Annotated in this window: 19 protein-coding genes; 10 read left to right on the top strand and 9 right to left on the bottom strand. The window is 73.2% G+C overall.

The genetic code is table 11. The features are described 5' to 3' along the window. The first annotated feature begins 34 nt into the window (after positions 1-34). From polA to AMIR_RS27395, 5 genes are all read left to right on the top strand, one after another. Complete coding sequence (gene polA / locus AMIR_RS27415) at positions 35-2701, top strand: DNA polymerase I (protein WP_015804235.1); 2667 nt, start codon at positions 35-37, stop codon at positions 2699-2701. Positions 2702-3706: 1005 nt separating this feature from the next. Next, positions 3707-3898: a hypothetical protein gene (locus AMIR_RS40670; protein WP_015804234.1), complete on the top strand. Its 192-nt coding sequence runs from the start codon at positions 3707-3709 to the stop codon at positions 3896-3898. A gap of 33 nt (positions 3899-3931) precedes the next feature. Further along, positions 3932-5167 (top strand): Gfo/Idh/MocA family protein, encoded by a 1236-nt coding sequence (locus AMIR_RS27405; protein ID WP_015804233.1) that lies wholly within the window; start codon positions 3932-3934, stop codon positions 5165-5167. Positions 5168-5458: 291 nt separating this feature from the next. Further along, positions 5459-6067, top strand: a complete 609-nt coding sequence (locus AMIR_RS27400; protein ID WP_015804232.1) for a P-loop NTPase family protein — start codon at positions 5459-5461, stop codon at positions 6065-6067. Positions 6068-6144: 77 nt separating this feature from the next. Continuing rightward, complete coding sequence (locus tag AMIR_RS27395) at positions 6145-6762, top strand: Rossmann-fold NAD(P)-binding domain-containing protein (RefSeq protein WP_118947649.1); 618 nt, start codon at positions 6145-6147, stop codon at positions 6760-6762. 45 nt (positions 6763-6807) lie between these two features. On the opposite strand, the gene AMIR_RS27390 is transcribed toward AMIR_RS27395, so the two are convergent. The 5 genes from AMIR_RS27390 to AMIR_RS27370 all read right to left on the bottom strand — a co-directional run bounded on the left by AMIR_RS27390 (position 6808) and on the right by AMIR_RS27370 (position 12460). Beyond that, complete coding sequence (locus AMIR_RS27390; protein ID WP_015804230.1) at positions 6808-7419, bottom strand: TetR/AcrR family transcriptional regulator; 612 nt, start codon at positions 7417-7419, stop codon at positions 6808-6810. After that, positions 7416-9311 (bottom strand): YhgE/Pip domain-containing protein, encoded by a 1896-nt coding sequence (locus tag AMIR_RS27385; protein ID WP_015804229.1) that lies wholly within the window; start codon positions 9309-9311, stop codon positions 7416-7418. Before AMIR_RS27385 ends, AMIR_RS27390 begins: the two co-directional genes overlap by 4 nt. Further along, positions 9308-9943 carry a P-loop NTPase family protein gene (locus AMIR_RS27380; RefSeq protein WP_015804228.1) on the bottom strand — a complete coding sequence of 212 codons (636 nt, stop codon included), beginning with the start codon at positions 9941-9943 and terminating at the stop codon, positions 9308-9310. The genes AMIR_RS27385 and AMIR_RS27380 overlap by 4 nt, the downstream gene beginning before the upstream one ends. Positions 9944-10692: 749 nt before the next feature. Further along, a complete protein-coding gene (locus AMIR_RS27375) occupies positions 10693-11619 on the bottom strand; it encodes a GNAT family N-acetyltransferase (protein ID WP_015804227.1) in 927 nt (308 codons plus the stop codon). Between the two features lie 10 nt (positions 11620-11629). Beyond that, the gene (locus AMIR_RS27370) at positions 11630-12460 is read right to left on the bottom strand and encodes a class I SAM-dependent methyltransferase (RefSeq protein ID WP_015804226.1); all 831 of its coding nucleotides are present in this window, start codon (positions 12458-12460) and stop codon (positions 11630-11632) included. Positions 12461-12651: 191 nt separating this feature from the next. On the opposite strand from AMIR_RS27370, the gene rpsA reads away from it, so the two are divergent. The 3 genes from rpsA (at position 12652) to coaE (ending at position 16280) form a co-directional block, all read left to right on the top strand. Further along, positions 12652-14139, top strand: a complete 1488-nt coding sequence (gene rpsA, locus AMIR_RS27365) for a 30S ribosomal protein S1 (protein WP_015804225.1) — start codon at positions 12652-12654, stop codon at positions 14137-14139. Positions 14140-14434: 295 nt separating this feature from the next. Continuing rightward, the gene (locus AMIR_RS27360) at positions 14435-15055 is read left to right on the top strand and encodes a hypothetical protein (RefSeq protein WP_015804224.1); all 621 of its coding nucleotides are present in this window, start codon (positions 14435-14437) and stop codon (positions 15053-15055) included. A 40-nt stretch (positions 15056-15095) separates the two neighbouring features. After that, positions 15096-16280, top strand: a complete 1185-nt coding sequence (coaE, locus tag AMIR_RS27355; RefSeq protein ID WP_015804223.1) for a dephospho-CoA kinase — start codon at positions 15096-15098, stop codon at positions 16278-16280. Here coaE and AMIR_RS27350 read toward each other — a convergent pair. Both AMIR_RS27350 and AMIR_RS27345 read right to left on the bottom strand, forming a co-directional pair. Then, positions 16250-16771 carry a ribonuclease FAU-1 family protein gene (locus tag AMIR_RS27350; protein WP_015804222.1) on the bottom strand — a complete coding sequence of 174 codons (522 nt, stop codon included), beginning with the start codon at positions 16769-16771 and terminating at the stop codon, positions 16250-16252. The genes coaE and AMIR_RS27350 overlap by 31 nt on opposite strands. 147 nt (positions 16772-16918) lie before the next feature. Continuing rightward, the gene (locus AMIR_RS27345) at positions 16919-17464 is read right to left on the bottom strand and encodes a ribonuclease FAU-1 family protein (RefSeq protein ID WP_015804221.1); all 546 of its coding nucleotides are present in this window, start codon (positions 17462-17464) and stop codon (positions 16919-16921) included. Positions 17465-17570: 106 nt separating this feature from the next. Here AMIR_RS27345 and AMIR_RS27340 point away from each other — a divergent pair, with 106 nt between their 5' ends. Further along, on the top strand, positions 17571-18884 hold the full coding sequence (locus AMIR_RS27340; protein ID WP_015804220.1) for a DUF5685 family protein: 1314 nt from the start codon (positions 17571-17573) through the stop codon (positions 18882-18884). A gap of 84 nt (positions 18885-18968) precedes the next feature. Then, positions 18969-21140 (top strand): excinuclease ABC subunit UvrB, encoded by a 2172-nt coding sequence (uvrB, locus tag AMIR_RS27335; protein WP_015804219.1) that lies wholly within the window; start codon positions 18969-18971, stop codon positions 21138-21140. Between the two features lie 65 nt (positions 21141-21205). Here the strand turns inward: uvrB and AMIR_RS27330 are convergent, their stop codons facing one another. Beyond that, on the bottom strand, positions 21206-22189 hold the full coding sequence (locus AMIR_RS27330) for an ABC transporter permease (RefSeq protein ID WP_015804218.1): 984 nt from the start codon (positions 22187-22189) through the stop codon (positions 21206-21208). Beyond that, entirely contained in the window at positions 22186-25092 is a 2907-nt protein-coding gene (locus tag AMIR_RS27325) for an alpha/beta fold hydrolase (RefSeq protein ID WP_015804217.1), read from the bottom strand. The genes AMIR_RS27330 and AMIR_RS27325 overlap by 4 nt, the downstream gene beginning before the upstream one ends. Between the last annotated feature and the right edge of the window lie 288 nt (positions 25093-25380).

The following is a 25380-nucleotide window of genomic DNA, read 5'->3' as shown; positions in this document are numbered from 1 at the left end:
TCGGCTGTCGGACCCTCACCCTAGACTCGCCCGCGTGAGCACCTCAGAAGCCTCCCGCCTGCTCCTGGTCGACGGTCACTCCATGGCCTACCGGGCGTTCTTCGCGCTGCCAGCGGAGAACTTCCAGACCGCCACCGGCCAGACGACCAACGCGGTCTACGGCTTCACGTCCATGCTCATCAACCTGCTGCGCGACGAGAAGCCGACGCACATCGCCGTCGCGTTCGACGTCTCCCGCCGCACCTTCCGCACCGAGGCGTACCCCGAGTACAAGGCGGGCCGCAGCGAGACCCCGGACGAGTTCCGCAGCCAGGTCAGCCTCATCCAGGACGTGCTGACCGCGCTCGCGATCCCGTTCCTGTCCAAGGAGAACTTCGAGGCCGACGACCTCATCGCCACCCTCGCCACCCAGGCCACGGCGCTCGGCCAGAAGGTCCTCATCTGCACCGGCGACCGCGACGCCCTGCAGCTGGTCAACGACGACATCACCGTGCTGTACCCGGTGAAGGGCGTCTCCGAGCTGGCCAGGTACACGCCGGAGCTGGTGCTGGAGAAGCAGGGCGTGCCGCCGTCGCTGTACGCCGACTACGCGGCGATCCGGGGCGACTCCTCGGACAACCTGCCCAACACGCCCGGCGTCGGGCCGAAGACGATCGTGAAGCTGCTCGGCCAGTTCGGCGACCTGAGCGGGCTGGTCGAGGGGGTCGACCAGGTCAAGGGCAAGGTCGGCGAGTCGCTGCGCGCGAACCTGGCCAACATCCTGCTGAACCGGCAGCTCACCGAGCTGGTGCGTGACGTCGAGCTGCCGCTCGGGCCCGAGGACCTGGCGGCGAAGGCGTGGGACCGGGACGCCGTGCACCGGCTGTTCGACCAGCTGGAGTTCCGGGTTCTGCGGGACCGGCTGTTCGCGACGCTGTCGTCCGCCGAGCCCGAGGCCGAGGAGGGCTTCGAGGTCAGCGGCGGCGAGCTCGCCGAGGGCGGGCTGGCGGCGTGGTTCCAGGCGCACGCGGGAGCCCGCGTCGGCGTCGCCTCGCGCGAGTCCGACGGCGAGGTCGAGGGGCTGGCGTTCGCCGTCGGCGGCGAGGGCGGGTACGTGCGGCTGGCCGCGCTGACCCCCGACGACGAGACCGCGCTGGCCGACTGGCTCGCCTCCGACGCGCCCAAGGCCGTGCACGACGCCAAGCCGCTGCTGCACCGGCTCCGCGCGCGCGGGCTGCGGCTCGGCGGGCTGACCAGCGACACCGCGCTCGCCGCGTACCTGGTGCGGCCCGGACAGCGCTCGTTCTCGCTCGACGACCTGGTGCTGCGGCACCTGCAGCGCGAGCTGCGCGCCGAGGAGCCGGGCGGCGGCCAGCTGTCGCTGCTCGACGAGGAGGAGGACGAGAGCGGCAAGGCGGCCACGGCGGCCATCGTGCGGGCGTCCGCCGTCGCCGAGCTGGCCGACGTGCTCGACACCGAGCTGCACCGCACCGGCCAGGAGGGTCTGCTGGCCGACCTGGAGCTGCCGCTGCTGGCGCTGCTCGCCGAGATCGAGGGCATCGGCATCGCCGTCGACGACGAGCACCTGACCGGGTTGGAGGCGCACTTCGCGGCGGGCGTGAAGCAGGCCGCGCAGGACGCGTACGCGGTCATCGGCAAGGAGATCAACCTCGGGTCGCCCAAGCAGCTGCAGGTGGTGCTGTTCGACGAGCTGGGGATGCCGAAGACGAAGAAGACCAAGACCGGGTACACCACCGACGCGGACGCGCTGCAGAGCCTGTTCGAGTCCACCCAGCACCCGTTCCTGCAGCACCTGCTCGCGCACCGGGACGTCACCAGGCTCAAGACGACGGTCGACGGGCTGCTCAAGGCGGTCGCCGACGACGGGCGCATCCACACCACGTTCCACCAGACCATCGCGGCCACCGGGCGGCTGTCGTCCACCGACCCGAACCTGCAGAACATCCCGATCCGCACGGACGAGGGCAGGCGCATCCGCGAGGGGTTCGTGGTCGGGCCGGGGTACGCGGAGCTGATGACCGCGGACTACAGCCAGATCGAGATGCGGATCATGGCGCACCTGTCCGGCGACGAGGGGCTGATCGAGGCCTTCCGCAGCGGCGAGGACCTGCACACGTTCGTGGCGTCCAAGGCGTTCTCGGTGCCGACCGGCGAGGTGACGGCCGAGCAGCGGCGGCGGGTCAAGGCCATGTCGTACGGGCTGGCGTACGGGCTGTCCGAGTACGGGCTGGCGCAGCAGCTGCGCATCCCGGCGGCCGAGGCGCGGGAGCAGATGGAGGCGTACTTCTCGCGGTTCGGCGGGGTGCGGGACTACCTCCAGTCCATCGTGGAGGAAGCCAGGAAGAAGGGGTACACCGAGACCATCCTCGGTCGACGGCGGTACCTGCCCGACCTGAACAGCGACAACCGGCAGCGGCGGGAGATGGCCGAGCGGATGGCGCTCAACGCGCCGATCCAGGGGTCGGCGGCGGACATCATCAAGGTGGCGATGCTCGGGGTGTTCCAGGCCTTGGAGGCCTCGGAGCTGACGTCGCGGATGCTGCTCCAGGTGCACGACGAACTCGTGCTGGAGATCGCGGACGGCGAGCGCGCGGCGGTGGAGTCGCTGGTGCGCGAGCACATGGGCAACGCGTTCCAGCTCTCGGTGCCGCTGGAGGTCTCGGTGGGCGTCGGGCGCTCGTGGGACGAGGCCGCGCACTGACGGTGCGCGGGTGAGCTCTCCCGGCGGCGGACGCGTGGCGCCGCCGCCGGGTGGTGGGACCGGGTTGGTCGAGGGTGCTGCGCCGTGGGGCTAAGCGGCGCGGGCTGCGCCGTGGGTCGTCACGGCGCGGACTGCGCTGTTGGGCTGTGCTGTACGGACTTGTCGGGCTGTGCTGTCGGGCTGCGCTGCGGGGCGGTGATGCGAGGCGGTGCGGGACACCACGCCGTGGGTCGTCATGGCGGGGTGCGGTGGCGTGGGACGTCACGACGCCGGAGACCGTGCCGAAGGACGGCGCGGCGGTCGAGCGCGCCCGCGTTGCCTGGTGGGCGGGAATCGGGGCCGGTGCCCCGAACGGCCGCCAGCGTGGTCGCGCAGCGTCGCGGGGGAGCGCTGAGCCGGGTGCCGCACGCCGCCCCCGGCGGCTCCGCCCTGCCCTCGTGTCGCCCGACCGGCGGCCGGTCACGCGGGTGATGTGGTCCGGGCGCCAAGCCGCCCGGCGGTGAGGTGACGCTGCTCGGCAGCGCCACCCGCGACCAGGTGCCCAACCGCCCGCTGTCCGGCACCCGCTGCTTGCAGCCCGCTGTCCGGCACTTGGTGCCTGTTGCCCGGTGCCTGGTGCCTGGTGCCTGGTGCCTGGTGCCTGGTGCCTGGTGCCTGCTGCCCGGTGCCCGGTGCCCGGTGCTCGGTGCTCGGTGCTCGGTGTCTGCTGATCGCTGGCCAGTGTCGGGTTGCCAGCGTCTGAGGGCTGTCCGGCGGGGTTGATCAACGTGGGTGGCGGTTCGGCGCTGCGGGAAAACCGCACGTTGGGCCTGGTCACCCGCGAGGGTTCGCCGCTACCGTGCCGGAAAGCGCTTTCCGTAATGGGGCCAGCTGGGTAGCCTTTTCGGCCCGACCCGGCCCGGCCCGGCCCGACCCGGCTCCGGTGCCAGCGCCAGCGCCAGCGCCGATGCTGGCCCTGGCCCTGGCCCTGGCCCTGGCCCTGGCCCTGGCTCGGCACCAGCGCCGATGCCGATGCCGATGCCGGTGCCGGTGCTGATGCTTGTGCTGGCCCTGGTGCCGGTAGCTGGCCCCGGTGCCGGGGCCAGCGCCGGTGATCGTGCTGCCGTCGCCGTCGCCGTCGCCGTCGCCGTCGCCGTCGCCGTCGCCGTCGCCGGGACGGTGCCGGGCCGCGCCTGGCCTGTGCGCGCGTGCGGGTGAGCGGTGATGCGGGTGTAGCGGGAGGGGTGGCTGATGCGGCGGTATGCGGTGGTCGGGACCGGGGCGCGGGCTCGGGTGCACGTCGCGGCCGTCGAGCGGTACGGGGTGCTCGTCGGGCTCGCGGATCCGAACCCCGTCCGGATCGCCGCGCACAACCGGCTGCTCGCCGCGCCCGTTCCCGCGTACCGGGCCGCCGACTTCACCACCATGCTCGCCGAGCAGTCGGTGGACGTCGCGGTGGTCACCACCGTCGACCGGCACCACGCGCACTACGTCGTCGCCGCGCTCGAAGCCGGGTGCGACGTGATCACCGAGAAGCCCATGACCACCGATCCCGAGGGCGCCGCCGCGGTCGCGGACGCCGTGGCGCGGACCGGGCGGCGGGTCGACGTCGCGTTCAACTACCGCTACCACCCGGTGCACGAGCGGGTCGCCGGGCTGCTCGCGGGCGGGGTGGTCGGGCGGGTCGGGTCGGTGCACTTCGAGTGGTTCCTGGACGTGCGGCACGGCGCCGACTACTTCCGCCGCTGGCACCGCGACAAGGCGTCCTCCGGCGGGCTGCTCGTGCACAAGTCCACCCACCACTTCGACCTGGTCAACTGGTGGCTCGGCGCCGCGCCGGTCAGCGCGTACGCCCAGGGCTCGCTGTTCTTCTACGGCGAGGAGAGCGGCAAGCGGCACGGGCGGCACCGGGACTACGCGCGCGTGCACGGCTCGCCCGAGGCGGACGGCGACCCGTTCGCGCTGCACCTCGCCGAGGACGGGTGGCTGCGCGAGCTGTACCTGGACGCCGAGCCCGAGGACGGCTACCGGCGCGACCAGAACCCGTTCGCGCCCGGCGTCACCATCGAGGACGACCTGGCCGTCCTGGTCCGGTACGACACCGGGGCGAGCATGACCTACCACCTGACGGCGTACTCGCCGAAGGAGGGCTACCGCGTGGTGTTCAACGGTGACGCGGGCAGGCTGGAGCTGGAGGTGGTCGAGACCTCCTGGGTGAGCGGCCAGCACGCGGCGGGCGAACCGGGCTGGGTGCGCCTGACCGCGCAGCCGCTGTTCGGCCGGGCGAGCGAGCTGCCGACCGAGCACGGCGGCGGCCACCACCTGGCCGACCAGCGGATGACCGCCCAGCTCTACGGCCCCCCGATCCCGGACCCGCTCGGCCGCCGCGCCGACCACACCGACGGCATCCGCTCGCTCCTCACCGGCTTCGCCGCGAACCGCAGCCTGACCACCGGCCAACCGGTCGCGGTCGCCGACCTGCTCTGACCGCGGATCGCGCCGCGCCGCGCGCCACACCAAGGCCCTGCGGCAAGGCCCCGCGGCCATCAAGACCCCGCGGCGAGCACGGGCTACGCCGGGCAGCGCTGGATCACACCTGGCCGGGCAAAGCGCCAGAGGGGAGTCCCGCGCCGTGGCCGCCCGCTTCTCCCGCCCGCGCCCCGCCCCCCGCCAACCTCGATTCCCCGCCCCCAAGAATCCCTCTCCCCAAAGGGTGTCGCGCAAACCACCCCGTTCCGCCTCCCCGCTCCACGCCCCCTCCGGCGGTAGCCTGCGCGGGTGTCGCTGCTGGGACCCTCGGACGAGTTGCCGCTGACCCCGCGCCGCGTGCTGGTCGCAGGCACGTCCGGCTCCGGGAAGACCACCCTGTCCGGCCGGATCGGCGAGTCGCTCGGCCTTCCGCACGTCGAGCTGGACTCCCTCTTCCACGGCCCCGGCTGGCAGCCCCGCGCCGAGTTCGCCGACGACGTGCGCGCGCTGGCCGCCCGCCCCCGCTGGGTCACCGAGTGGCAGTACCACGACGCCCGCCCGGTCCTCGCCGCGCGCGCCGACCTGCTCGTCTGGCTCGACCACCCGCGCGCCACGGCCCTGCGCCGCCTCGTCTGGCGCACCGTCCGGCGCCGGGTCGCGGGCACGGTCCTGTGGAACGGCAACGTGGAACCACCCCTTTACACGGTGTTCACGGATCGGGAACACGTGGTTCGCTGGGCGTGGAACGCGCACGGCCGCACCCGTCACCACGTCGACGTCCTCCGCGCCAGCGGCGGACCGGCCCCGGTGGTGGTGCGGCTGCGCGGTCAGCGCGAGGTCGACGAGTGGCGATCGGGGCCACTCCGGCGCGTGGCGGGGTACGGGCCAGACGGGAGAGCCACTCCGGCGGAGCGGTAGCGCGGGGCCGGGGTGCAGCGGTTCGCGGTCTCGCACTGCCGCGCGGTGCGGGGGCGCGGGGAGGAGTCGGTTCGGTGATGGAGCGGGCGGTCGGCATCGGGAGCGCGCTGGTGCTGGGCGGTACCGGGATGCTCAAGGGGTGCTCGGACGAGCTGGTCGAGCAGGGCTGGCAGGTGGTGCTGCCGTCGCGGCGGGCGAGGTTGGCTCCGGGCCAGGCGGTGCGGGAGGCGGTGCGCCGTCGTGGGCACGTGCCGACGCCGCGCGCCTCGGCGGGCGGGACGGGCGGGTCCGTCGTGGAGGTCGCGGCCGACTGGTCGCGCCCGCAGGAGCTCGCCGGCCTGGTCGGTGACGCGCTGCTGCGGCCCGCCGGGCTGCTGGTGGCGTGGGTGCACGACAGCTACCGGGTCCCGGTGCTGGAGGCGGTCGCGCCCCTGCTGGAGGCGGGCGCGCCGGTGGTGGAGGTGCACGACATCAGCGCGGTCAGCCCCACCGGGGGCCTGCCGGAGCCGGTGCTGCCGGGGCACCCGACGCAGCAGGTCGTGCTCGGGTTCGTCCGGCGGGACGGTCGGACCCGCTGGCTCAGCCACGAGCAGACCGCGAGCGGCGTGATGGAGGCGGTGCGCCGGGCGCTCGCGGGCGACCCGCCCTCGGTGCGCCAGGTCGGCGAGGTCGACACCTGGGAGGTCCGCTACTAGCGGTGGGACGCCCCGCGACCGGCGGCCCGGTCGCGGGGCCCCGCCTCAGGTCAGCCCGCGCACCAGCGCCAGCACCGAGTCCCTGACCTCGGCCAGCTCCCGCTCCGGCTGGAACACCTGCCAGTCCAGCGCCACCACCAGCAGCGTGCCGAACAGCGCCGCCGACGCCGTCCCCACCTGCACCCCGTCGGGCAGCCGCCCCAGGTCGGCCAGCCGCTGCACCTGCGCCCGCACGATCGACACGATGTCGTCCCGCAGCAGGCTGAGCGTCCCGTGCCACTGCCCCGGCGTGCGCCACAGCTCGCTCACCAGCAGCTGCGCGAACGCCGGGTACTCGCCGAAGAACCCCAGCATCCCCTCGACCAGCGCGGCCACGGCCTCCGGCGGCTCGGCGTCCTCCGACACCCGCAGCCGTTCGGCCAGCAGGTCGACGCCGTGCCGCAGCATGGCGTCCACCAGCGCGTCCTTGCTGCCGAAGTTGTAGTACACGGTGCCCTTCGCGACCCCGGCCCCCGCGGCGATCTCGTCCACCGTGACGCCCGCCGCGCCGCGCTCCCCGACCAGCCGCAGCGCCGCGTCGAACAGCTTCTGCTTGGTCGCCGCCGTGCGGCGGGGTCGGGTGGCCTGCGGCCTGCCCGGCGAGGCGGCGGCGGTCACAGCACGAGTTCCGGCTTGAGGCGAGAGGGCGTCCACACCCGCTGCTTGTACGCGGCCAGCGTCGACAGGGCAAGCGCCCCGACCAGGTAGCAGCCCAGCACGGTCGCGTCCGACCACACCGGTCCGAGCTCACCGCCGTACATCAGGTGCCGCAGCCCGTCCACTGCGTAGCTCATCGGCAGCCCGTGGTGCAGCGGGTACAGCGGCTCGGGGATGGTCTGCCACGGGAACGTGCCGCCCGCGCTGACCAGCTGCAGGATCAGCATGACCAGCCCCAGGAACTTGCCGACCGCGCCGAGCAGCGCGTTGAGCGCGTGCAGCACGGCCACGAACGTCACCGACGCCAGGAACAGGAACAGCAGCGCCCCCACCGGGTGGCTCGGCCGGATGTCCACGACCAGCGTCACCACCGAGTACATGACCACCACCTGCGCCACGCCCAGCAGCGCCCCCGGCAGCCACCCGCCGAGCGCCACCCGCACCGCCGCCTGCCCGGACGCCAGCCCGCGCCGCGACAGCGGGCGCAGCAGCAGGAACAGCACGAACGCGCCGATCCAGGTGGCCAGGCTCAGGAAGAACGGGGCGAGGCCCGCGCCGTAGCTGCCCGCCGAGGTCTGGCTGACCCCGCGCACCGTCACCGGGTCGCCGATGGTGCCCGCCGTGGACTCGCGCGTCGGGTCGTCGGGGTGCGGGATCTGCTCGACGCCCTCGGTCAGCCCGGACCTGAGCTGCTCGGTCCCGTCCACGAGCTTCTGCTCGCCCTCGCGCAGTGACCCCGCGCCGTCGCGGACCTGGCCCGCGCCGCCGGAGAGCTGCTTGGCGCCGTCGTCCAGCTTGCCGATCGCACCGGTCAGCGAAGGTGTGCTGGAGGCGAGCTTCGCCGCCCCGTCGGACACCTTCTTCGCGCCGTTCGCCAGGGTCCGCAGCTGACCGGCGGTGTCCTGGACCTTGGTGTTCGCGTCGGCGGCGGGCGCGCGCACGGTCCCCAGCGCGGTCTGGACCTGCTGCACCTGCTCGTCGGTGAACCCGCGCTCGCGCAGCCGAGCGACCAGGTCGGCGTCGACCTTGTCCAGGTCCGCGGCGAGGGTCCGCGCCTCGGCGGCGTACTGCTCGGCGGTCCTGGCGGCCTGCTCGGCGCCGTCCGAGACCTGCTTGGCCCCGTCCGCGAGCTGCTGCGCCGAGCGCGGCAGGTCGGCGGTGCTGCTGCGCAGCTGCCCGGTGCCGCTCGCCAGCTCGGCCGCGCCGTTCGCCAGGGTCCCGGTGCCGTCGGCGAGCTTCCGCGCGCCGTCCAGCGCGGTCCGCTGCCCGTCGGCCAGCTCGGTCGCGCCCTTCGCGGCCTGCTCGGTCTTCTCCCGCACGGTCGAGAAGCCCAGCAGGAACCGGTCGGCCGCCTGCGTGCCGACCTTCGCCGACACCGAGCGGCGCACCTCGGACACCACCTGGTTCGCGATCGTGCTGCCCAGGTAGTTGTTGGCGTCGTTGGTGGTGAGCACGAGCACGCCCTGGCGCGGGGTGAACCGGCCGGACGAGGTCAGCGCCTGCGAGAAGTCCTCGGGCAGGGTCAGCGCGAACGCGTACTCGCCGTCGCGCACGCCCCGCTCGGCGTCGCCCCCGCCCACCTCGCGCCAGTCGAACTTGTGGCCGCGCAGCAGCTCGTCGGCGACCTCGCGCCCGGCGTTCTCGGTGGCGCCGGAGCCGTCGTCGGAGCCCCGGTCGGCGACGACCAGGGCGGCGGGCAGGTTGTCCAGGTGCGAGTACGGGTCCTTGTTGGCGTACAGGTACATCGACGCGTACAGCAGCGGCACCAGGGCCAGCGCCACCACGGCCAGCCTGGGCAGCCTGCCCGAGGTGACGCGGCGCAGCTCGTTCAGCGCCATGCGCAGGGAGGTCACAGCTCGTTCTCCGACTGGGTCTGGGGGGAGTTGTCGGCGCCCAGGCGCGCGGCGGGCACGCCCAGCAGCGCGGCGGAGGCGGTCGTGCACAGCACCACGACGGACCGCTCCGGGGTCGCGCGCTCGCGCGCCAGCGCCCACCAGGCGGCCGGGTCGGGGTGGTGCCGGTCGGGGGAGTCCAGGACGAGGGTGTCCACGCCGGGGCGCTCGGCGGCCAGCTCCAGCAGCAGGGCGCAGCGCACGGCGGCGGGGACGTTCTCGAAGCGGGCGGCGGCCCAGTGGTCGGCGTGCTGGGCGGCGAGCCAGTCGTGCACCGCCTTGCGCCCGCTCGGCCTCCGGTTGACCGCGAGCTCCTCGCCGACCACGGCGGCCAGCGACAGCGCGGGCTCGGGCGCGGTCACGTCGGGCGAGTCGACCAGGGCGACCCTGGCGCGCAGCTCGCGGGCGGGCACGTCGACCTCACCGGTGCTCGGCCGCATCCGACCGGACACGACCAGCGCGAACGCGGTGTGCCCGTCACCGGGGTCGCCCGCCACCAGCAGCGGCTCGCCGGGGGTGATGGCGAGGCTGGTGGGGCGCAGCAGTGGGCCGTGGGCGCCGGTGACGCCGACGCGCCGGGCGTTGATCCGCACCGGGGACCTCCTATTTGAACTGACCGGTCAGTTCAAATAGTGCGACCGGAGAGGGGCCTCTGGCAAATCGGACGGGTGTGATCTGCCACCGGGGTCTACGGCGGGTGCGCAGGGTTCCTGAGGGTGACCGAGCGCGCGCGTGGAACCGCCCGGACGTGCGGAAACCCCGGAAAACCGGCGAAAGCGACAGCGGGGAGAGCGCGAGTGGGGTCAGGCGTTCTGGGCGCGCGGAGGGCGAGGGGCGTGTGACCGGGGTGGCGAGCGGAGAGGGGGCGTGTGACCGGGGTGGCGTGGGGTGCTGGGTGCTGGGTGCGGGGCGCGTGACCGGCCTGGCAAAGGTGCGGGGCGCAAAACCTGTGCGGCGAGCGGTGCGGCGCGCAACCGGGGTAGTGAGCGGCGCGAGGACGCAGCCGGGGCGGAGGTGCGCGGCGCGGGGTGCGGAACCGGGAGAGCGGCCCCGCGTTGCCGGGTGAACGGACCGCTCACCCGGAAAACGAGGGCGTGCGGCAGCGTCCCGGCAGCCCGCTCCAGTTTAAGCCGCTCCAGCCCTCCGCAGCCCTGTCCCGAACGGGTGGTGGTCCAGCGCGGTGGTCCAGCGCGGTGGTGCAGCGCAGCGGTCCAATGCGGTGATTCGCGCATGGTCCAGCAAGGCGGCCCGGCGCAGCGGTCCAGCGCGGTGGTGCAGCAGCGCAGTGGCCCAGTGCAGCGCCCCAGCCCAGCGCCCCAGCCCGGCGACCCAACACCACGGCTCAGCGCAGCGCTCCGGCGGGGCGGACCTCCCACATCGTCCAGAGCGGCCGGTAGCCCTGGCGGGGCCAGAACACCGACGACAGGGGGTTCGGCGGGTTGTAGTAGAGGTACGTGCCCACCGCGCCCATCAGGTGCAGCTCGCGGTGCACGTGCGCCATCAGCTGCTGCCCGACCCCGGACCCCCGCGCCCCCGGCAGCACCGACACGCAGTTCACGTACCCCCACCGCCCCGGCGGCAGCCGGGTCGACGCCGAATTGCCCGGCTCCGACAGCACCATCGCGCACTCGGCCAGCCCGACCGCGACGCCCTCCCGCTCGGCCAGCCACGTCGGCCCGCCCGCGGCCAGCCGCTCGGCCAGCGCCCGCCGCTTCAGCGCGACCGCCTCCGGCCGGTTCACCGTCGACCCCACCATCGACGAGTACCGCAGCTCGGCCATCGCCAGCTCCAGCACCGCCTCCAGGTCCGACGGCTTGGCCCGCCGGATCACCAGCGACCCGCTCCGGGCAGCGGGCGCGGGCCCCCGCCGCACCGCGACCACCGACAGCGGCACCATCCCGTGGTCCATCAGCACCGAGCCCGACTCGACGTCCCGGCTCGGCCAGGTCAGCACGCACGCCGAGTCCCGCTCGGCCGGGCCGACCAGCTCCATCCGCCTGCGCCACGCCCGCATCAGCGCGTCCATGCCCGCAGGCCCCGCGCCGCCCAGCAGCGGCGTCAGCTCCCACACCTCGGTGGCCGACCACAGCCGGGCGGGCGAGTTCCGCTCGTGCACCTGCTGCTGGAGCACCCCCGCGACCCGCGTCCCGTCGGGGAGCGCGGCCGTGACCACGTCCCCGTCCAGCGGCGCGATCATCGGGGGCAGCACCGGGTCGATCCCCACCAGCCGCGCGCTCTGCGCGTCCGCCAGCCCCCGCGCGACCGTCATGCCCCGCAGGTTACGTCCTGCGCGTCCGCAAGATCACGGTGCCCGGGAACAGCCTGCCGCGCAGCGGGCTCCACTGCCCCCACGTCCTGGTGTGCCCCGCGGGCCACTCCGGCTCGACCACGTCGACCAGCTCGAAGCCCGAGGCCACCAGCGCCCGCACGTAGTCGCCCAGCGTCCGGTGGTGCTCCACGTACGTGGCGCGCCCCTCGTCGTCCACCTCGACGTACGGCGTCCGGTCGAAGTACGAGTGCGTCACGGTCAGCCCGGCCGGACCGGGGTCGTCCGGGAAGATCCACCTCATCGGGTGGTTCACCGCGAACACCCACGGCGCCCCCGGCCGCAGCACTCGGGCCACCTCGCCGAAGACCGACGCCACGTCCGCCACGAACGGCACCGCGCCGAACGCCGAGCAGGCCGCGTCGAAGCTCGCGTCCGCGAACGGCAGCTGGTCCGCGCTCGCCTGCACCAGCGGCACGGCGATCCCCGTCCGCCCGGCCGCCGCCACCGCGTGCCGCAGCATCCCCGCCGAGATGTCCAGCCCGACCGGCTCGGCGCCCTGCGCGGCCAGCCAGCGGGAGCACGGGGCGGACCCGCAACCGATCTCCAGCACCCGCTTGCCGGTCACCCGACCGAGGTAACCGGCCTCTGATTCGCGCACTCCCTCGGGGCACCAGACGAAGTCCGCGGCTCCCAGGAAGTCGCCGTGCTCGGCGTGGTAATCGTCCGCATCGGCGTCCCACCAGAGCCGATTGGCGGAGCGGGACTCCTCCGCATCGGCGAACCGCTGGGCCACTCCGGTGGTGCCGAGCGCGCGCTCCGCGCTCACGTGCTGGTCGGACACACTGCTCCTTCTCGGGGGACCATTTGCCCACTGGTCTCAGGGCCGCGTACGATACCGGCGCGTAGTGGGTTCGCGCTGCCCATGATCGGTGAACACTCTGGGAGTCGGTCTCCGCGGTCGGGCGTGCCCGATGCGACAGCGTTCCACCCGCAGGTCAGACAACCCCAATCCGTACCGGAGCCACCTACCTAATGTCCACCGACACCACCACTGTCCCGGCTGCCGTCGCGCCGAAGCAGGTCGCTATCAACGATATCGGGACGGAGGAGGACTTCCTCGCCGCTATCGACAAGACCATCAAGTACTTCAACGATGGCGATATCGTCGAGGGCACGATCGTCAAGGTCGACCGGGACGAGGTCCTGCTCGACATCGGCTACAAGACCGAGGGCGTCATCCCCTCGCGCGAGTTGTCGATCAAGCACGACGTGGACCCCAACGAGGTCGTCAAGGTCGGCGACGAGGTTGAGGCCCTTGTTCTCCAGAAGGAGGACAAGGAGGGTCGTCTGATCCTGTCGAAGAAGCGCGCCCAGTACGAGCGCGCCTGGGGCACCATCGAGGCCCTCAAGGAGAAGGACGAGCCCGTCAAGGGCACCGTCATCGAGGTCGTCAAGGGCGGCCTCATCCTGGACATCGGCCTCCGGGGCTTCCTCCCGGCCTCGCTCGTCGAGATGCGCCGCGTCCGCGACCTGCAGCCGTACGTCGGCCGCGAGCTCGAAGCCAAGATCATCGAGCTGGACAAGAACCGCAACAACGTGGTCCTGTCCCGCCGCGCCTGGCTGGAGCAGACGCAGTCCGAGGTCCGCAGCGAGTTCCTCAACCAGCTGCAGAAGGGCCAGGTCCGCAAGGGCGTCGTGTCCTCCATCGTCAACTTCGGCGCCTTCGTGGACCTGGGTGGCGTGGACGGCCTCGTGCACGTCTCCGAGCTCTCCTGGAAGCACATCGACCACCCCTCCGAGGTCGTCGAGGTCGGCCAGGAGGTCACGGTCGAGGTCCTGGACGTCGACATGGAGCGCGAGCGCGTCTCCCTGTCGCTGAAGGCGACCCAGGAAGACCCGTGGCGCCAGTTCGCCCGCACCCACGCGATCGGCCAGATCGTGCCGGGCAAGGTCACCAAGCTGGTTCCGTTCGGCGCGTTCGTCCGCGTGGACGAGGGCATCGAGGGCCTGGTCCACATCTCCGAGCTGGCCGAGCGCCACGTGGAGATCCCGGAGCAGGTCGTGCAGGTCGGCGACGACGTCATGGTCAAGGTCATCGACATCGACCTGGACCGCCGCCGGATCTCGCTGTCGCTCAAGCAGGCCAACGAGGGCTTCACGGTCGACTCCGAGTTCGACCCGACCCAGTACGGCATGGCCGCCGAGTACGACGACCAGGGGAACTACATCTACCCCGAGGGCTTCGACCCGGAGACCCAGGAGTGGCAGGACGGCTTCGACAAGCAGCGCGAGGAGTGGGAGCGGCAGTACGCCGAGGCCCACACGCGCTACGAGGCCCACATGAAGCAGGTCGCCAAGGCCGCCGCTGCCGAGGAAGAGGCCGCGGGCGAGACCAACTACTCGTCCGGTGGCGACGCCCCGGCCGCGTCGTCGGGTGGCGCTCCGGCTCAGGCCGGCGGCACGCTGGCCAGCGACGAGCAGCTCGCGGCGCTCCGCGAGAAGCTGTCGGGCGGCATGTGAGACGACGCGTCCGCGCGTCCCTCTAGCTAGGCCGTAGCGAAGGCCCCGCACCACTTCCGGTGGTGCGGGGCCTTCGCCGTCCCCGAGGGTTCCGCCGGGTCCGCCAGGACTCGGCGCGGACTCGCGCCGTTCTCGAAAGTGTCACGTTCCGCAGTGGCGCGGCCACCTCCCCGCAGCCGTTCCACGCCGCCCGGCCTGCGCTTTCCCGCCGCCGGTCACGGCCCGCTGGTAGAGGTGCTCACACCCCGTGCCGCTCTGGGCTGCGCCGCAACCGTCTTGCGCTAGGTTGCCTGCTGTGGCGGGTGCGCGCGTGGTGGTCGTGGGGTTGGCGGTAGCTGCTGTCCTGGGGTGCGCGTCGTGCGCCCGCGTCGTGGAGAAGCCCATCGTGGACCCGGCGATCCCGACGATCACCGTCCCGACGACCACGACCCGCGTCCCGGTGATGGTCGACCGCCCGCTGCCCGACGACTGCGAGCTGGTCGTGCCCGCCGACGTCCTCAACGAGCGGATCGGCCGCGACCTCGGCGGCTCGACCGTGCAGATCATCGGCATCCCCGAGCCGGGGGTGGGCCGCACCGCCAAGCTCGACTGCTACTACGGCGTCGGCGAGAACAGGGGCATCGCGACCGCGCCGATCGTCATCGGCCTGTCCACCTACGCCGACGACGCCGCCGCGACCACCCGTGTCGCCGAGAGCCTGGACGCCTACCGGGGCGACGGGGCCTCGGTGAGCGAGGTCGAGGTCGGCAAGCAGAAGGCGGCGCTGGTCCTGGCGAAGGACGAGAACCTGGTCGTCGGCTCGTTCGGCAAGTCCACGTTCGTGGCCCGCGCCAAGCAGGACGCCGTCCCCGAGGACCAGGTCAAGGCGGTGCTGACCGCGCTGGCCGCCCGCTCGATGACGCCCGAGGAGGGCTGAGCGGGTGTCCGCCGCGCCCTGATCGGGCAAGATCGGACCCATGTTGCGCGTGGGGCTCTCGGGTGGGATCGGGTCGGGCAAGTCGACGGTCGCGGGAAGGCTGGCCGAGCACGGGGCGGTGGTCATCGACGCCGACCAGCTGGCCAGGCGGGTCGTGGAGCCGGGGACGGACGGCCTGCGCGAGATCGCCGAGGCGTTCGGGTCGAGCGTGCTGACCTCGGCCGGGCGCCTTGACCGGGCCGCGCTGGCCGGTCAGGTGTTCGCCGACGACACCGCGCGGGCCCGGCTCAACGCCATCGTGCACCCCAAGGTCGCCGCGCTGACGGCCGAGCTGATCGCGTCCGCCCCCGAGGACTCGATCGTCGTGCACGACGTGCCGCTGCTGGTGGAGAACGGCCTCGCGCCCGCCTACCACCTCGTGGTGATCACGCACGCGGACGTGGAGCAGCGGGTGGCGCGGCTGGTCGGGGCGCGGGACATGCCCGAGTCCGACGCCCGCGCGCGTGTGGCCGCCCAGGCCGGTGACGACGCCCGGCGGGCCGTGGCGGACGTGTGGCTGGACAACACCGGCAGCCCGGACCAGGTGCTCGCCGCGGTGGACGCGCTGTGGGCGGACCGGCTGGTGCCCTACGCGGCGAACCTGCGGCTGCGCAGGCACGCGTCCGGCCCGCCGAAGGTGGTGGACCCCGACCCGACCTGGCCCGCGCAGGCCGCGCGGATCGCCGCCAGGCTGCGCACCGCCGTGGGGGACCGGCCGCTGGAGCACATCGGGTCCACCGCCGTGCCCGGCCTGGTCGCCAAGGACGTCCTGGACTTCCAGCTGGGCGTGTCGAGCATGGCCGAGGCGGACGGGCTCGCGGACGCGCTGCTGAACGCGGGCTTCCCGAACGTCCCCGGCCTGACCGACGCCCCGCGCGGCGCCGAGCAGGACCCGGAGCTGTGGGACAAGCGCGTGCACTCCTCCGCCGACCCCGGCCGTCGGGTGAACCTGCACGTCCGAGTGACGGGCGCGCCGAACTGGGTGTGGGCGCTGCGGTTCCGGGACTGGCTGCGCGCGGACGCCGCCGCCCGCGAGGAGTACGCGCGGGTCAAGCTCGGCCTGATGCCCGAGCACGAGAACCACGACGGCTCCCTGGCCTACGCGGAGGCCAAGGAGCCGTGGATGGAGGAAGCGGTCTCGCGGATCGCCGCGTTCTACCGGGCGGCGGGCGACCAGCGGTCGTAGATGCCCCGGTTCACCAGCCAGTCCGCCAGGTCGTGACGGTGCTGGCTGACCTGCTCCAGGGTGCGGTGCACGGTGCGCAGCGCGAGGTCGGCGTCCGCCGGGCTGATCACGCCGCCGGAGATCGCCGCGGCGAAGTCCTCCGAGCGGACGATCCGCGCCGTCGTCCCGCCGGGGACCTCCAGGCCCAGCAGCAGGTCGGTGGTGCGCCAGGTGCGGCCGTCGCGGACCACCCGGACGGCGGTGAGCACGCTGGAGGAGTCGGTGTGCGGAGCGCGGGGGCGCCGCCTGGTGAGGCGGAGCCCCAGGTCGGGCATGAGCCAGGTGACCTCGGAGTCGGTGAAGGGGTCCTCCGGAGTGGGGCACTCCAGTCGCAGGCCCCAGTCCTCCACCTGGCACGTCGTCAGCCTGCGGGAGGCACCCGAGGAGTAGTTCCGGACTGCGCTGACGGTGTCGACGACGTCGACGAGCTGAGGCGTGATGACCGTTCCCACCGACCCGAGGGTAGTCGTGGGTATGCACCCGGTAACCGTGCGAACCGATTCGTTACATCACGTTATGTCGTGCGGATGATCACGGACGGGTGACGGGGAATCGGGGGCTGTTGTGGGCCGTCGACGACTCTCGGTATCGCCCGACCCCTAGCGGCGTCGCCAGGTCGTGACGGTGCCCTGCTCGGCCAACCAGCGGATCAGGTCGTTGCCGTGCGCCGCCACGCCCGCGACCGCCGTGTAGGTCGTCTCCAGCGCCCACCGGGCCCGCTCGGCCTCCAGCCTGCCGCTCGCGACGGCGGCCAGCAGCTCGTCGGTGTCCAGCACCACGACGTCGCGGCCGGTGCGCACCAGCAGGTCGAGGTAGAGGTCGACGGTCTTCCACACCGAGCCGCTGGAGGTGATCTCCACGACGTCGACGTAGAAGTCGTAGTCGCGCTCGCGGCCGGGGTGCCAGGACTGGCGGGTGACGCGCAGGCCGTGCCGGGGCAGCAGCCAGGACTCGAAGTGCGTGAGCTCCGGGTGGCCCGGCACCGGGCGGGACATGTACAGGCCCGCGGGCGTCAGGCGGTACTCCTCGACCCCGCGCAGGTAGCCCTTCGGGTCGGTGTTGGACTTCGCGTCCAGGTCGAAGTACTCGATCTTCGGCGGGTGGACGTGGATTCCGGTGGTCTGGCCTGCCGCGCTCAGAGTCACAATTCGAAGACTATGCACAAGTGCGGTTCGGTAGTCCGTAATTGTCACCTGTTCGGGTGAGGGTTTTACTCTCAGTGCCCGCTCGACCGGCCTACCCTCACCCCTTATGTTCGGCATCCTCCGACCGTGCCGCCACCGGCTCGGTCAGCACCTCGGCGACGCCTGGATCGCCCACCTCTGCGGCCTGTGCCTGGCGCTGCGCGACGACCACGGGCACCTCGCCCGGCTCGTCACCAACTACGACGGGCTCGTCGTCTCCGCGCTCGTGGAGGCCCAGTCCGGCGGTTCGCACCGGGACGCGGGGCCGTGCGCGCTGCGCGGGATGCGGTCCGCCCGCGTCGCCACCGGTCCCTCGGCCCGGCTGGCCGCCTCCGTCTCCCTCGTGCTCGCCTCCGCCAAGGTCGCCGACCACGTCGCGGACGGCGACGGGGCGTTCGGCCGCGCGGGCGGGCGCGGCGTCGGGCGCGCGGTGGCGCGCCGCTGGGCGGCCCAGGCCGCCGAGACCGGGGCCGACCTCGGGTTCGACACCTCGGTGCTGGTGTCGGCCGTGCTACGGCAACAGGAGGTGGAGGCCGCCGCCGGGCTCGGCTCCTCGGTGCTGCTGGTGACCGCGCCGACCGAGGAGGCCGCCGGGGCCGCGCTCGCGCAGACCGCGCTGCTGGCCGGACGGCCGGGCAACGCCGAGCCGCTGCGCGAGGTCGGCAGGCTGTTCGGCCGGGTCGCGCACCTGGTGGACGCCGTGGAGGACGTCGCGCGGGACCGGGCGTCGGGCGCGTGGAACCCGCTGCTCGCCACCGGCGTCAGCCCCGCCGAGGCGCGGCGGCTGTGCGACGACGCGGTGCTCGGCGTGGAGCTGGCGCTGCGCGAGGTCGAGCTGGCCGACGGCGCGCTGGTGCACGCCCTGCTGGTGCACGAGCTGCGGCGCGCGGTGGGGCGGGCGTTCGGCGACGAGCACGCGCACGGGGACCGCGGGGGTCACGAGCACCCGCGTCCCGGCCTGCCCGGCTACGGCGAGCACGCCCCCGTCGCGCACGCGCCCGCGCCGCCCGACCACGACAGCCCCGGCGACCGGCCGCCGACCGACCCGCCGGACGAGCCGCCCGGCGGTGGCGGTGGCGAGGGCGGCGGCGGGGTGCCCCCGGAACCCGGCAGCTTCCTGTGGGCGTGGCCCAAGCTGACCGACCCGCCCACCAGCCGGGGCCTGCTCCCCGGCTGCCTGGCCGTCCTCTACCAGTGCGGCACCTGCCAGACCTGCTGCCGCGAGCCCATGCCCGGCCCGTGGAGTGGCAAGCCGCGCAGCGGTTGCTCGGACGGGTGCGGCGGCGGCGACTGCCTGGACTCCTGCACCGGCTGCTGCCGGTGCCACGCGGACTGCAAGAAGGGCGGTTGCGACTGCTGCGACTGCTGCTCCTGCGACTGACCCGCACGACCGACCCGCACGACTGACCCGGACGCGCGCGTCGGGGGACCGGGAACTGTCGGTCCCCCGGCGTACCTTTGGCTCGTGGCTACCACCCCCTCGGACACCCAGGCCCCGGAAACCCCGGTCAAGGCGCACTCGGCGCACCGCCCCGTCAGCGACATCCCCCGCTCGGCGGGCGAGTTCCGCGTGGTCAGCGAGTTCACGCCCTCCGGCGACCAGCCCGCGGCCATCGCGGAGCTGGAGCGCAGGCTGCGCGGCGGCGAGCGGGACGTGGTGCTGCTGGGCGCGACCGGCACCGGCAAGTCGGCGACCACGGCGTGGCTGGTGGAGAAGGTGCAGCGGCCCACGCTGGTGATGGCGCCCAACAAGACCCTGGCCGCGCAGCTGGCCAACGAGCTGCGGGACCTGTTCCCGGAGAACGCGGTCGAGTACTTCGTCAGCTACTACGACTACTACCAGCCCGAGGCGTACATCCCGCAGAGCGACACCTACATCGAGAAGGACTCCTCGGTCAACGAGGACGTCGAGCGGCTCCGCCACTCCGCCACGATGAGCCTGCTGACCAGGCGCGACGTGATCGTGGTCGCCTCGGTGTCGTGCATCTACGGCCTCGGCACCCCCCAGGCCTACCTGGACCGCTCCATCCCGCTGCGGGTGGGCGGCGAGGTCGACCGCGACGTGCTGCTGCGCGCGCTGGTCGACGTGCAGTACGCCCGCAACGACATCGCGTTCAACCGGGGCACGTTCCGGGTCAGGGGCGACACGGTCGAGATCATCCCCTCGTACGAGGAGTTGGCCATCCGGGTCGAGTTCTTCGGCGACGAGGTGGACCGCCTGTACTACCTGCACCCGCTGACCGGCGACGTGGTCAAGGAGGTCCAGGAGCTGCGGATCTTCCCCGCCACCCACTACGCGGCGGGCCCGGAGCGCATGGAGATCGCGATCAAGGGCATCGAGGTGGAGCTGGAGCAGCGCCTCGCGGACCTGGAGCGGCAGGGCAAGCTCCTGGAGGCCCAGCGGCTGCGGATGCGCACCACCTACGACATCGAGATGATGCGCCAGGTCGGCTTCTGCTCCGGCATCGAGAACTACTCGCGGCACATCGACGGCCGCGACGCGGGCAGCGCCCCCGCCACCCTGATTGACTACTTCCCGGACGACTTCCTGCTGGTCATCGACGAGTCGCACGTGACCGTGCCGCAGATCGGCGCCATGTACGAGGGCGACGCCTCCCGCAAGCGCAACCTGGTCGACCACGGCTTCCGCCTGCCCAGCGCGCTGGACAACCGCCCGCTGACCTGGGAGGAGTTCGCGGACCGGGTCGGCCAGACGATCTACCTGTCGGCCACGCCCGGCAACTACGAGCTCGGCCAGGCGGGCGGCGAGTTCGTGGAGCAGGTCATCCGCCCCACCGGCCTGGTGGACCCGCAGGTGGTGGTCAAGCCCACCGAAGGCCAGATCGACGACCTGGTGCACGAGATCCGGGCGCGCGCCGAGCGCGACGAGCGGGTGCTGGTCACCACCCTGACCAAGAAGATGTCCGAGGACCTCACCGACTATCTGCTCGAACTGGGCATCCGGGTCCGCTACCTGCACTCGGACATCGACACCCTGCGCCGCGTCGAGCTGCTCAGGCAGCTCAGGCTCGGCGACTACGACGTGCTGGTGGGCATCAACCTGCTCCGCGAGGGCCTCGACCTGCCCGAGGTGTCCCTGGTGGCGATCCTGGACGCGGACAAGGAGGGCTTCCTGCGCTCCACGACCAGCCTCATCCAGACGATCGGCCGCGCGGCCCGCAACGTCTCGGGCGAGGTCCACATGTACGCCGACCGGGTGACCGACTCGATGCGCAACGCGATCGAGGAGACCAACCGCAGGCGCGCGAAGCAGGTGGCCTACAACGAGGAGCGGGGCATCGACCCGCAGCCGCTCCGCAAGAAGATCACCGACATCCTGGAGCAGGTCTACGCCGAGGTCGAGGACGACGTGGCACCCGGCGGCTCCGGCCGCAACGCCACGCGCGGCAAGCGGGCGGCGGGCGAGCCGGGCAAGGCGGGCTCGTCGGGCGTGCTGGCGGGCCGCGACGTCGGCTCGATGGCGCGGGCGGAGCTGGCCGACCTGGTCCAGCAGCTCACCGACCAGATGATGAACGCGGCCCGCGAGCTCCAGTTCGAGCTGGCGGGCAGGTTGCGCGACGAGATCGCGGACCTGAAGAAGGAGCTGCGCGGCATGGACGCGGCCGGCCTGAAGTAGCCCGACCCGCGAACGACGAGGGGCCCGCCGGGACGAATCCCGACGGGCCCCCGCGCGTCACGCGATCAGCTGGTGATGTCCTTGGTGCTGAACTTCCGCGCCGCCAGGAACGAGAACAGCGCCCCGTAGGCCAGCGCGGAGAACACCCCCTTGGCCATCTGCGACCAGTCGATGTCGGTGGACAGCAGGTCCATCCACGCCAGCGCGTAGTGCGTGGGCAGGTAGTTCCGCAGGTCCTCCAGCGCCGTGATCTGGTCCAGGATCTGCGACAGGATCGACGCCAGCACCGCCCCGCCGACCGCGCCGAGCGGCGCGTCCGTGGACACCGACAGGTACAGCGCCAGCCCGGCGACCCAGAACAGCTGCACCGAGATGTAGCAGACCGCCAGGAACACGCCGAGGACGCCGTCCGCGAACGGCGCGGCCTCGCCGGTGGGGCTGACCAGCTCGCCCGCCCCGTACCAGAGCACGCCGACCAGCAGCGCGGTCCCCGGCAGCACCAGCAGCGACAGCACCGACAGGATGCCGGAGGCCGCGGCCTTGCGCCGCAGCAGCCGGTGCCGGGGGATCGGCGCGGCCAGCAGGTACTTCAGGCTGGACCAGGACGCCTCGCTGGCGATCGTGTCCCCGAAGAACAGGGCCACGATCATCGGCAGCAGGAAGCTGGAGCACACGAACAGCGTCAGGACGACGAAGTTCACCCCGCTCGCCGTGGCCAGGTCGACGAACCCGCCGGACCGGCGGTTCGGCGCGTCCTCGCCCAGCTCGAACGCCACCACCAGGATCACCGGCAGCAGCACCAGGAACCCGAGCACCAGCTGGGTCCGCCGCCGCAGCAGCTGCCTGACCAGCTCGACCCGGATCGGCAGCGTCCGCGAGGCCCGGTACCCGGTCCGCGACCCGTCCGCCTCGACGCCCGGCCGCTCGGCCCGGACCGCCTCGGCCAGGTCGCTCGCCCCGTGCGGGTCGGTGTGCACCCCGTTGTCGCGGGAGTTGTTGTCGCGGGAGTCCCCGCCCGACGTGGTCGGGCTCGCCTTGTCGTCGCTCATTCGCCCACCAACTCCAGGAACGCGTCCTCGAGCCGCCTGCGCGGCCCGGCCTGGTCGACCGAGACCCCGGCCGCCACCAGCGCCTGCAGCGCCTCGGCGCGCGGGGTGCCGTTCAGCGCCGCGTGCACCTGCTCGCCGTCGACCTGGACCTCCAGCACCCCGTCGAGGGACCGCAGCACCTCCGCCGCCTCCTCGGGCCGGTCGACCCGGAAGGTGGCCTCGCCGCTGCCGGTCGCGATCTCCTCGACCGGACCCGCCGCGACCAGGGCGCCCTTGTGCATGACCACCACGTGGCTGCACGTCTGCTCGACCTCGGCGAGCAGGTGGCTGGACACCAGCACCGTGCGACCGGCCGCCGCGTACCGCCGCAGCACGTCGCGCATGGCGTGGATCTGGGGCGGGTCGAGCCCGTTGGCGGGTTCGTCCAGCACCAGCAGGTCCGGCAGCCCGAGCATCGCCTGGGCGATCGCGAGCCGCTGCCTCATGCCCTGGCTGTAGGTGCGCACCTTGCGGTGCACCGCCTTGCCCAGGCCCGCGATCTCCAGCGCCTCGTCGAAGTGCGCCTGCTCCAGCGGCCTGCCGGTCGCCGACCAGTACAGCTCCAGGTTGGCCTTGCCGGACAGGTGCGGCAGGAAGCCGGAGCCCTCCACGAACGAGCCGATGCGGGAGAGCACCGGGGCGCCGGGCGTGATCCTGTGCCCGAACACCCTGATCTCGCCCTCGCTCGGCTGGATCAGGCCCATCAGCATCCGCAGCGACGTGGTCTTGCCCGCGCCGTTGGGGCCGAGCAGGCCCAGCACCTGGCCGTGCTCCACCCGGAACGACAGGTCGTTCACGGCGGTCAGGCCACCGGGGTAGGACTTCTTCAGGCCCTTGATGACCAGCGGGACCTCGGCCAGCTCCGGGTCGAGGTCGGTGGCCAGCCTGCGCCGGAACCACGCGACGACGGCCGCGACGGCGGACAGCGCGAGCACGCCCGCGATGCCCCACAGCGCGTCGGCGGGCACCTCGCTGACCCTGTTCGAGCCGGTCACCACCGGCACCCGCACGTTCCCGGTGTCGCCGTCGGCGAGCGCGATCCGGTAGACGGCGGGCTCCTGCGCGTTGGCGAACGCCTGGTCGGTGGTCGACACGGCCAGCTGCAGCCGGTGCCCGCTCTCCACCGGGCGCACCACGCCCGGCAGCGACACCGACACCTCGACGGGCGTGCCGTCGGCGGGCAGCTCGGGCACCCGGAACGGGGCCACGGCCGAGCCGGGCAGCACCTTGCCGCCGTTCGCGTCGGCGTCGTACAGCTTCGCGAACAGCACCGCGCCGCCCTCGGGCACGGCCTGGCCGGGCACGGCGGCGATCTTCAGCCGCACCGTGGACGCGCCGGTCACCAGCAGCTGCGAGGTCAGGGCCTCGCTGGTGAACACGGCGGTCTGGCCGGGCATGTCGATCGTGAGCCTGCTGGAGAGCGAGCTGGACCGGCTGACCGCCGCGCCCAGACCGGGCAGGCTGCTCACCGACGCCGGGTTGCCGCCCGCCGGGTTGATCACGGCCTGCTCGCGGCCGGTCAGCGCCACGTCCTGCCGGTTCACCGCGGCCTGGCCGCCGAGACCGGGGTAGGCCGGGGCGACGACGTCGCGCAGCGCGACCGAGCCGCTGCTGCGGAACGCGCCCTGCACCGCGTACTGGAACGTGGTGCCGGGGTCGGTCCCCGCGCCGTTGAGGTGGAAGTCCATCCAGTCGGCGATCTGGCCGCGCAGCTCGGGGCCGGGGGAGCCGCCGTCGTGGCCGCCCGCGTACCAGACGACCTTGACCTTGGCGCCGGTCGCGGCGATCTGCCTGGCGTTGGCGTCGGCCTGGTCGAGGCCGAACAGGGTGTCCTGCTCGCCCTGCACGATCATGGTCGGCTGGGTGATCCGGCCGGTCAGCTCGGAGGGCGAGCCGCGGCGCAGCACGTCCAGGGACGCCTGGCCCGCGGTGCCGGTCGTGGCGATCTCGTTGTACGCCGCGCACACGTCCTCGGCGAAGCGACCGCAGGTGCCGTTGAGCGGGGCCGCGCCCCTGCCCTGGCCGGGCTGCTGGCCCTGACCGGGCTGACCGGTCGCCGAGCCCTCGGCCGTCGAGCCCTCGGGGGCGGCGGTCGCGGCGGCGCCGACCTGCTGGTCGTCGTCCTGACCGGCCTCGGGGGCCTCCTGCGTGGGGCCGGACATGTTCCCGCCGCCGAGACCGGCGGAGAAGAACAGGCCGGACCACGAGCGCTTGAACACGCCCGCGTCGCCGGACGGGCCGGGCGTGGGCGTGCGGGTGTCGACCGCCTCGCCGGTGGCGCCGTGGTTCGGCAGCAGGGCGGAGGCGAGGTCGTTGAACGTGATGGTGGGCGCGATGGTGTCCACGCGCGGGTCGACGCCCGCCAGGGACAGCGCGAGCGCGCCGCCGTAGGAGCCGCCGGTGACGCCGACCCTCGGGTCGCCGGGGGCGTCGGTCATGACCTCCTGGCGGGTCGCGAGCCAGTCGAGCAGGCGCTTGGCGTCGTTGACCTCGTGGTCGACCGAGTTGAGCGAGATCTGCCCGGTGCTGCGGCCGAAGCCGCGGGCCGAGTAGGTCAGCACGACGAAGCCGCGCTGGGCCAGTTCGGTCGCCTCGGTGGCCACGCTGTTCTTGCTGCCGCCGAATCCGTGCGGGAGCAGGATCGCCGGAGCCGGGGTCTTCTCGGGCAGGTAGAGGGTGGTGTCGATCTGGAGGGCCCGGTCGCTGCCGGGGGCCTCCGGGACGTCGATCACCGCGTCACGGGTGTGCACCTGCGGCGGGTCGTCGCCCCCGCGCGTCCAGACGACAACGCCACCTACCAAGGCGACGAGCACGACCAGCGCGGGGAGCGACCACCTGCCGCGAAGGCGGGAAGGGATGGCCACCCCTTCGACCTTAAGGGCGTTCACCTGAGAGCACGCGACGGACCTGGCCTGCGGTTCTCAGCTCCGGGAGATCGCCGGGGGTGCGCCGGACGGCCGAGTCTGATACGGTGCGAAACGAGCAATCCGGACATAGTGGCCTAAAGGCCGCGCTGGGTCGTAAAACGGCCGTTGGGTGCCGCACCTCACCCCGGCTGGCTTTTTCGCGCGCCCGTGGTGGATGATTACCGCATTGTGGAGGGGAGTACTCCCTAAAACGGCGGTGTCGTCAGCACGGAGTCCAGCGTCGGG

The sequence above is a fragment of the Actinosynnema mirum DSM 43827 genome (assembly GCF_000023245.1).
Taxonomy (GTDB): Bacteria; Actinomycetota; Actinomycetes; order Mycobacteriales; family Pseudonocardiaceae; genus Actinosynnema; species Actinosynnema mirum.
This window is presented reverse-complemented; position numbering and strand designations above follow the sequence as displayed.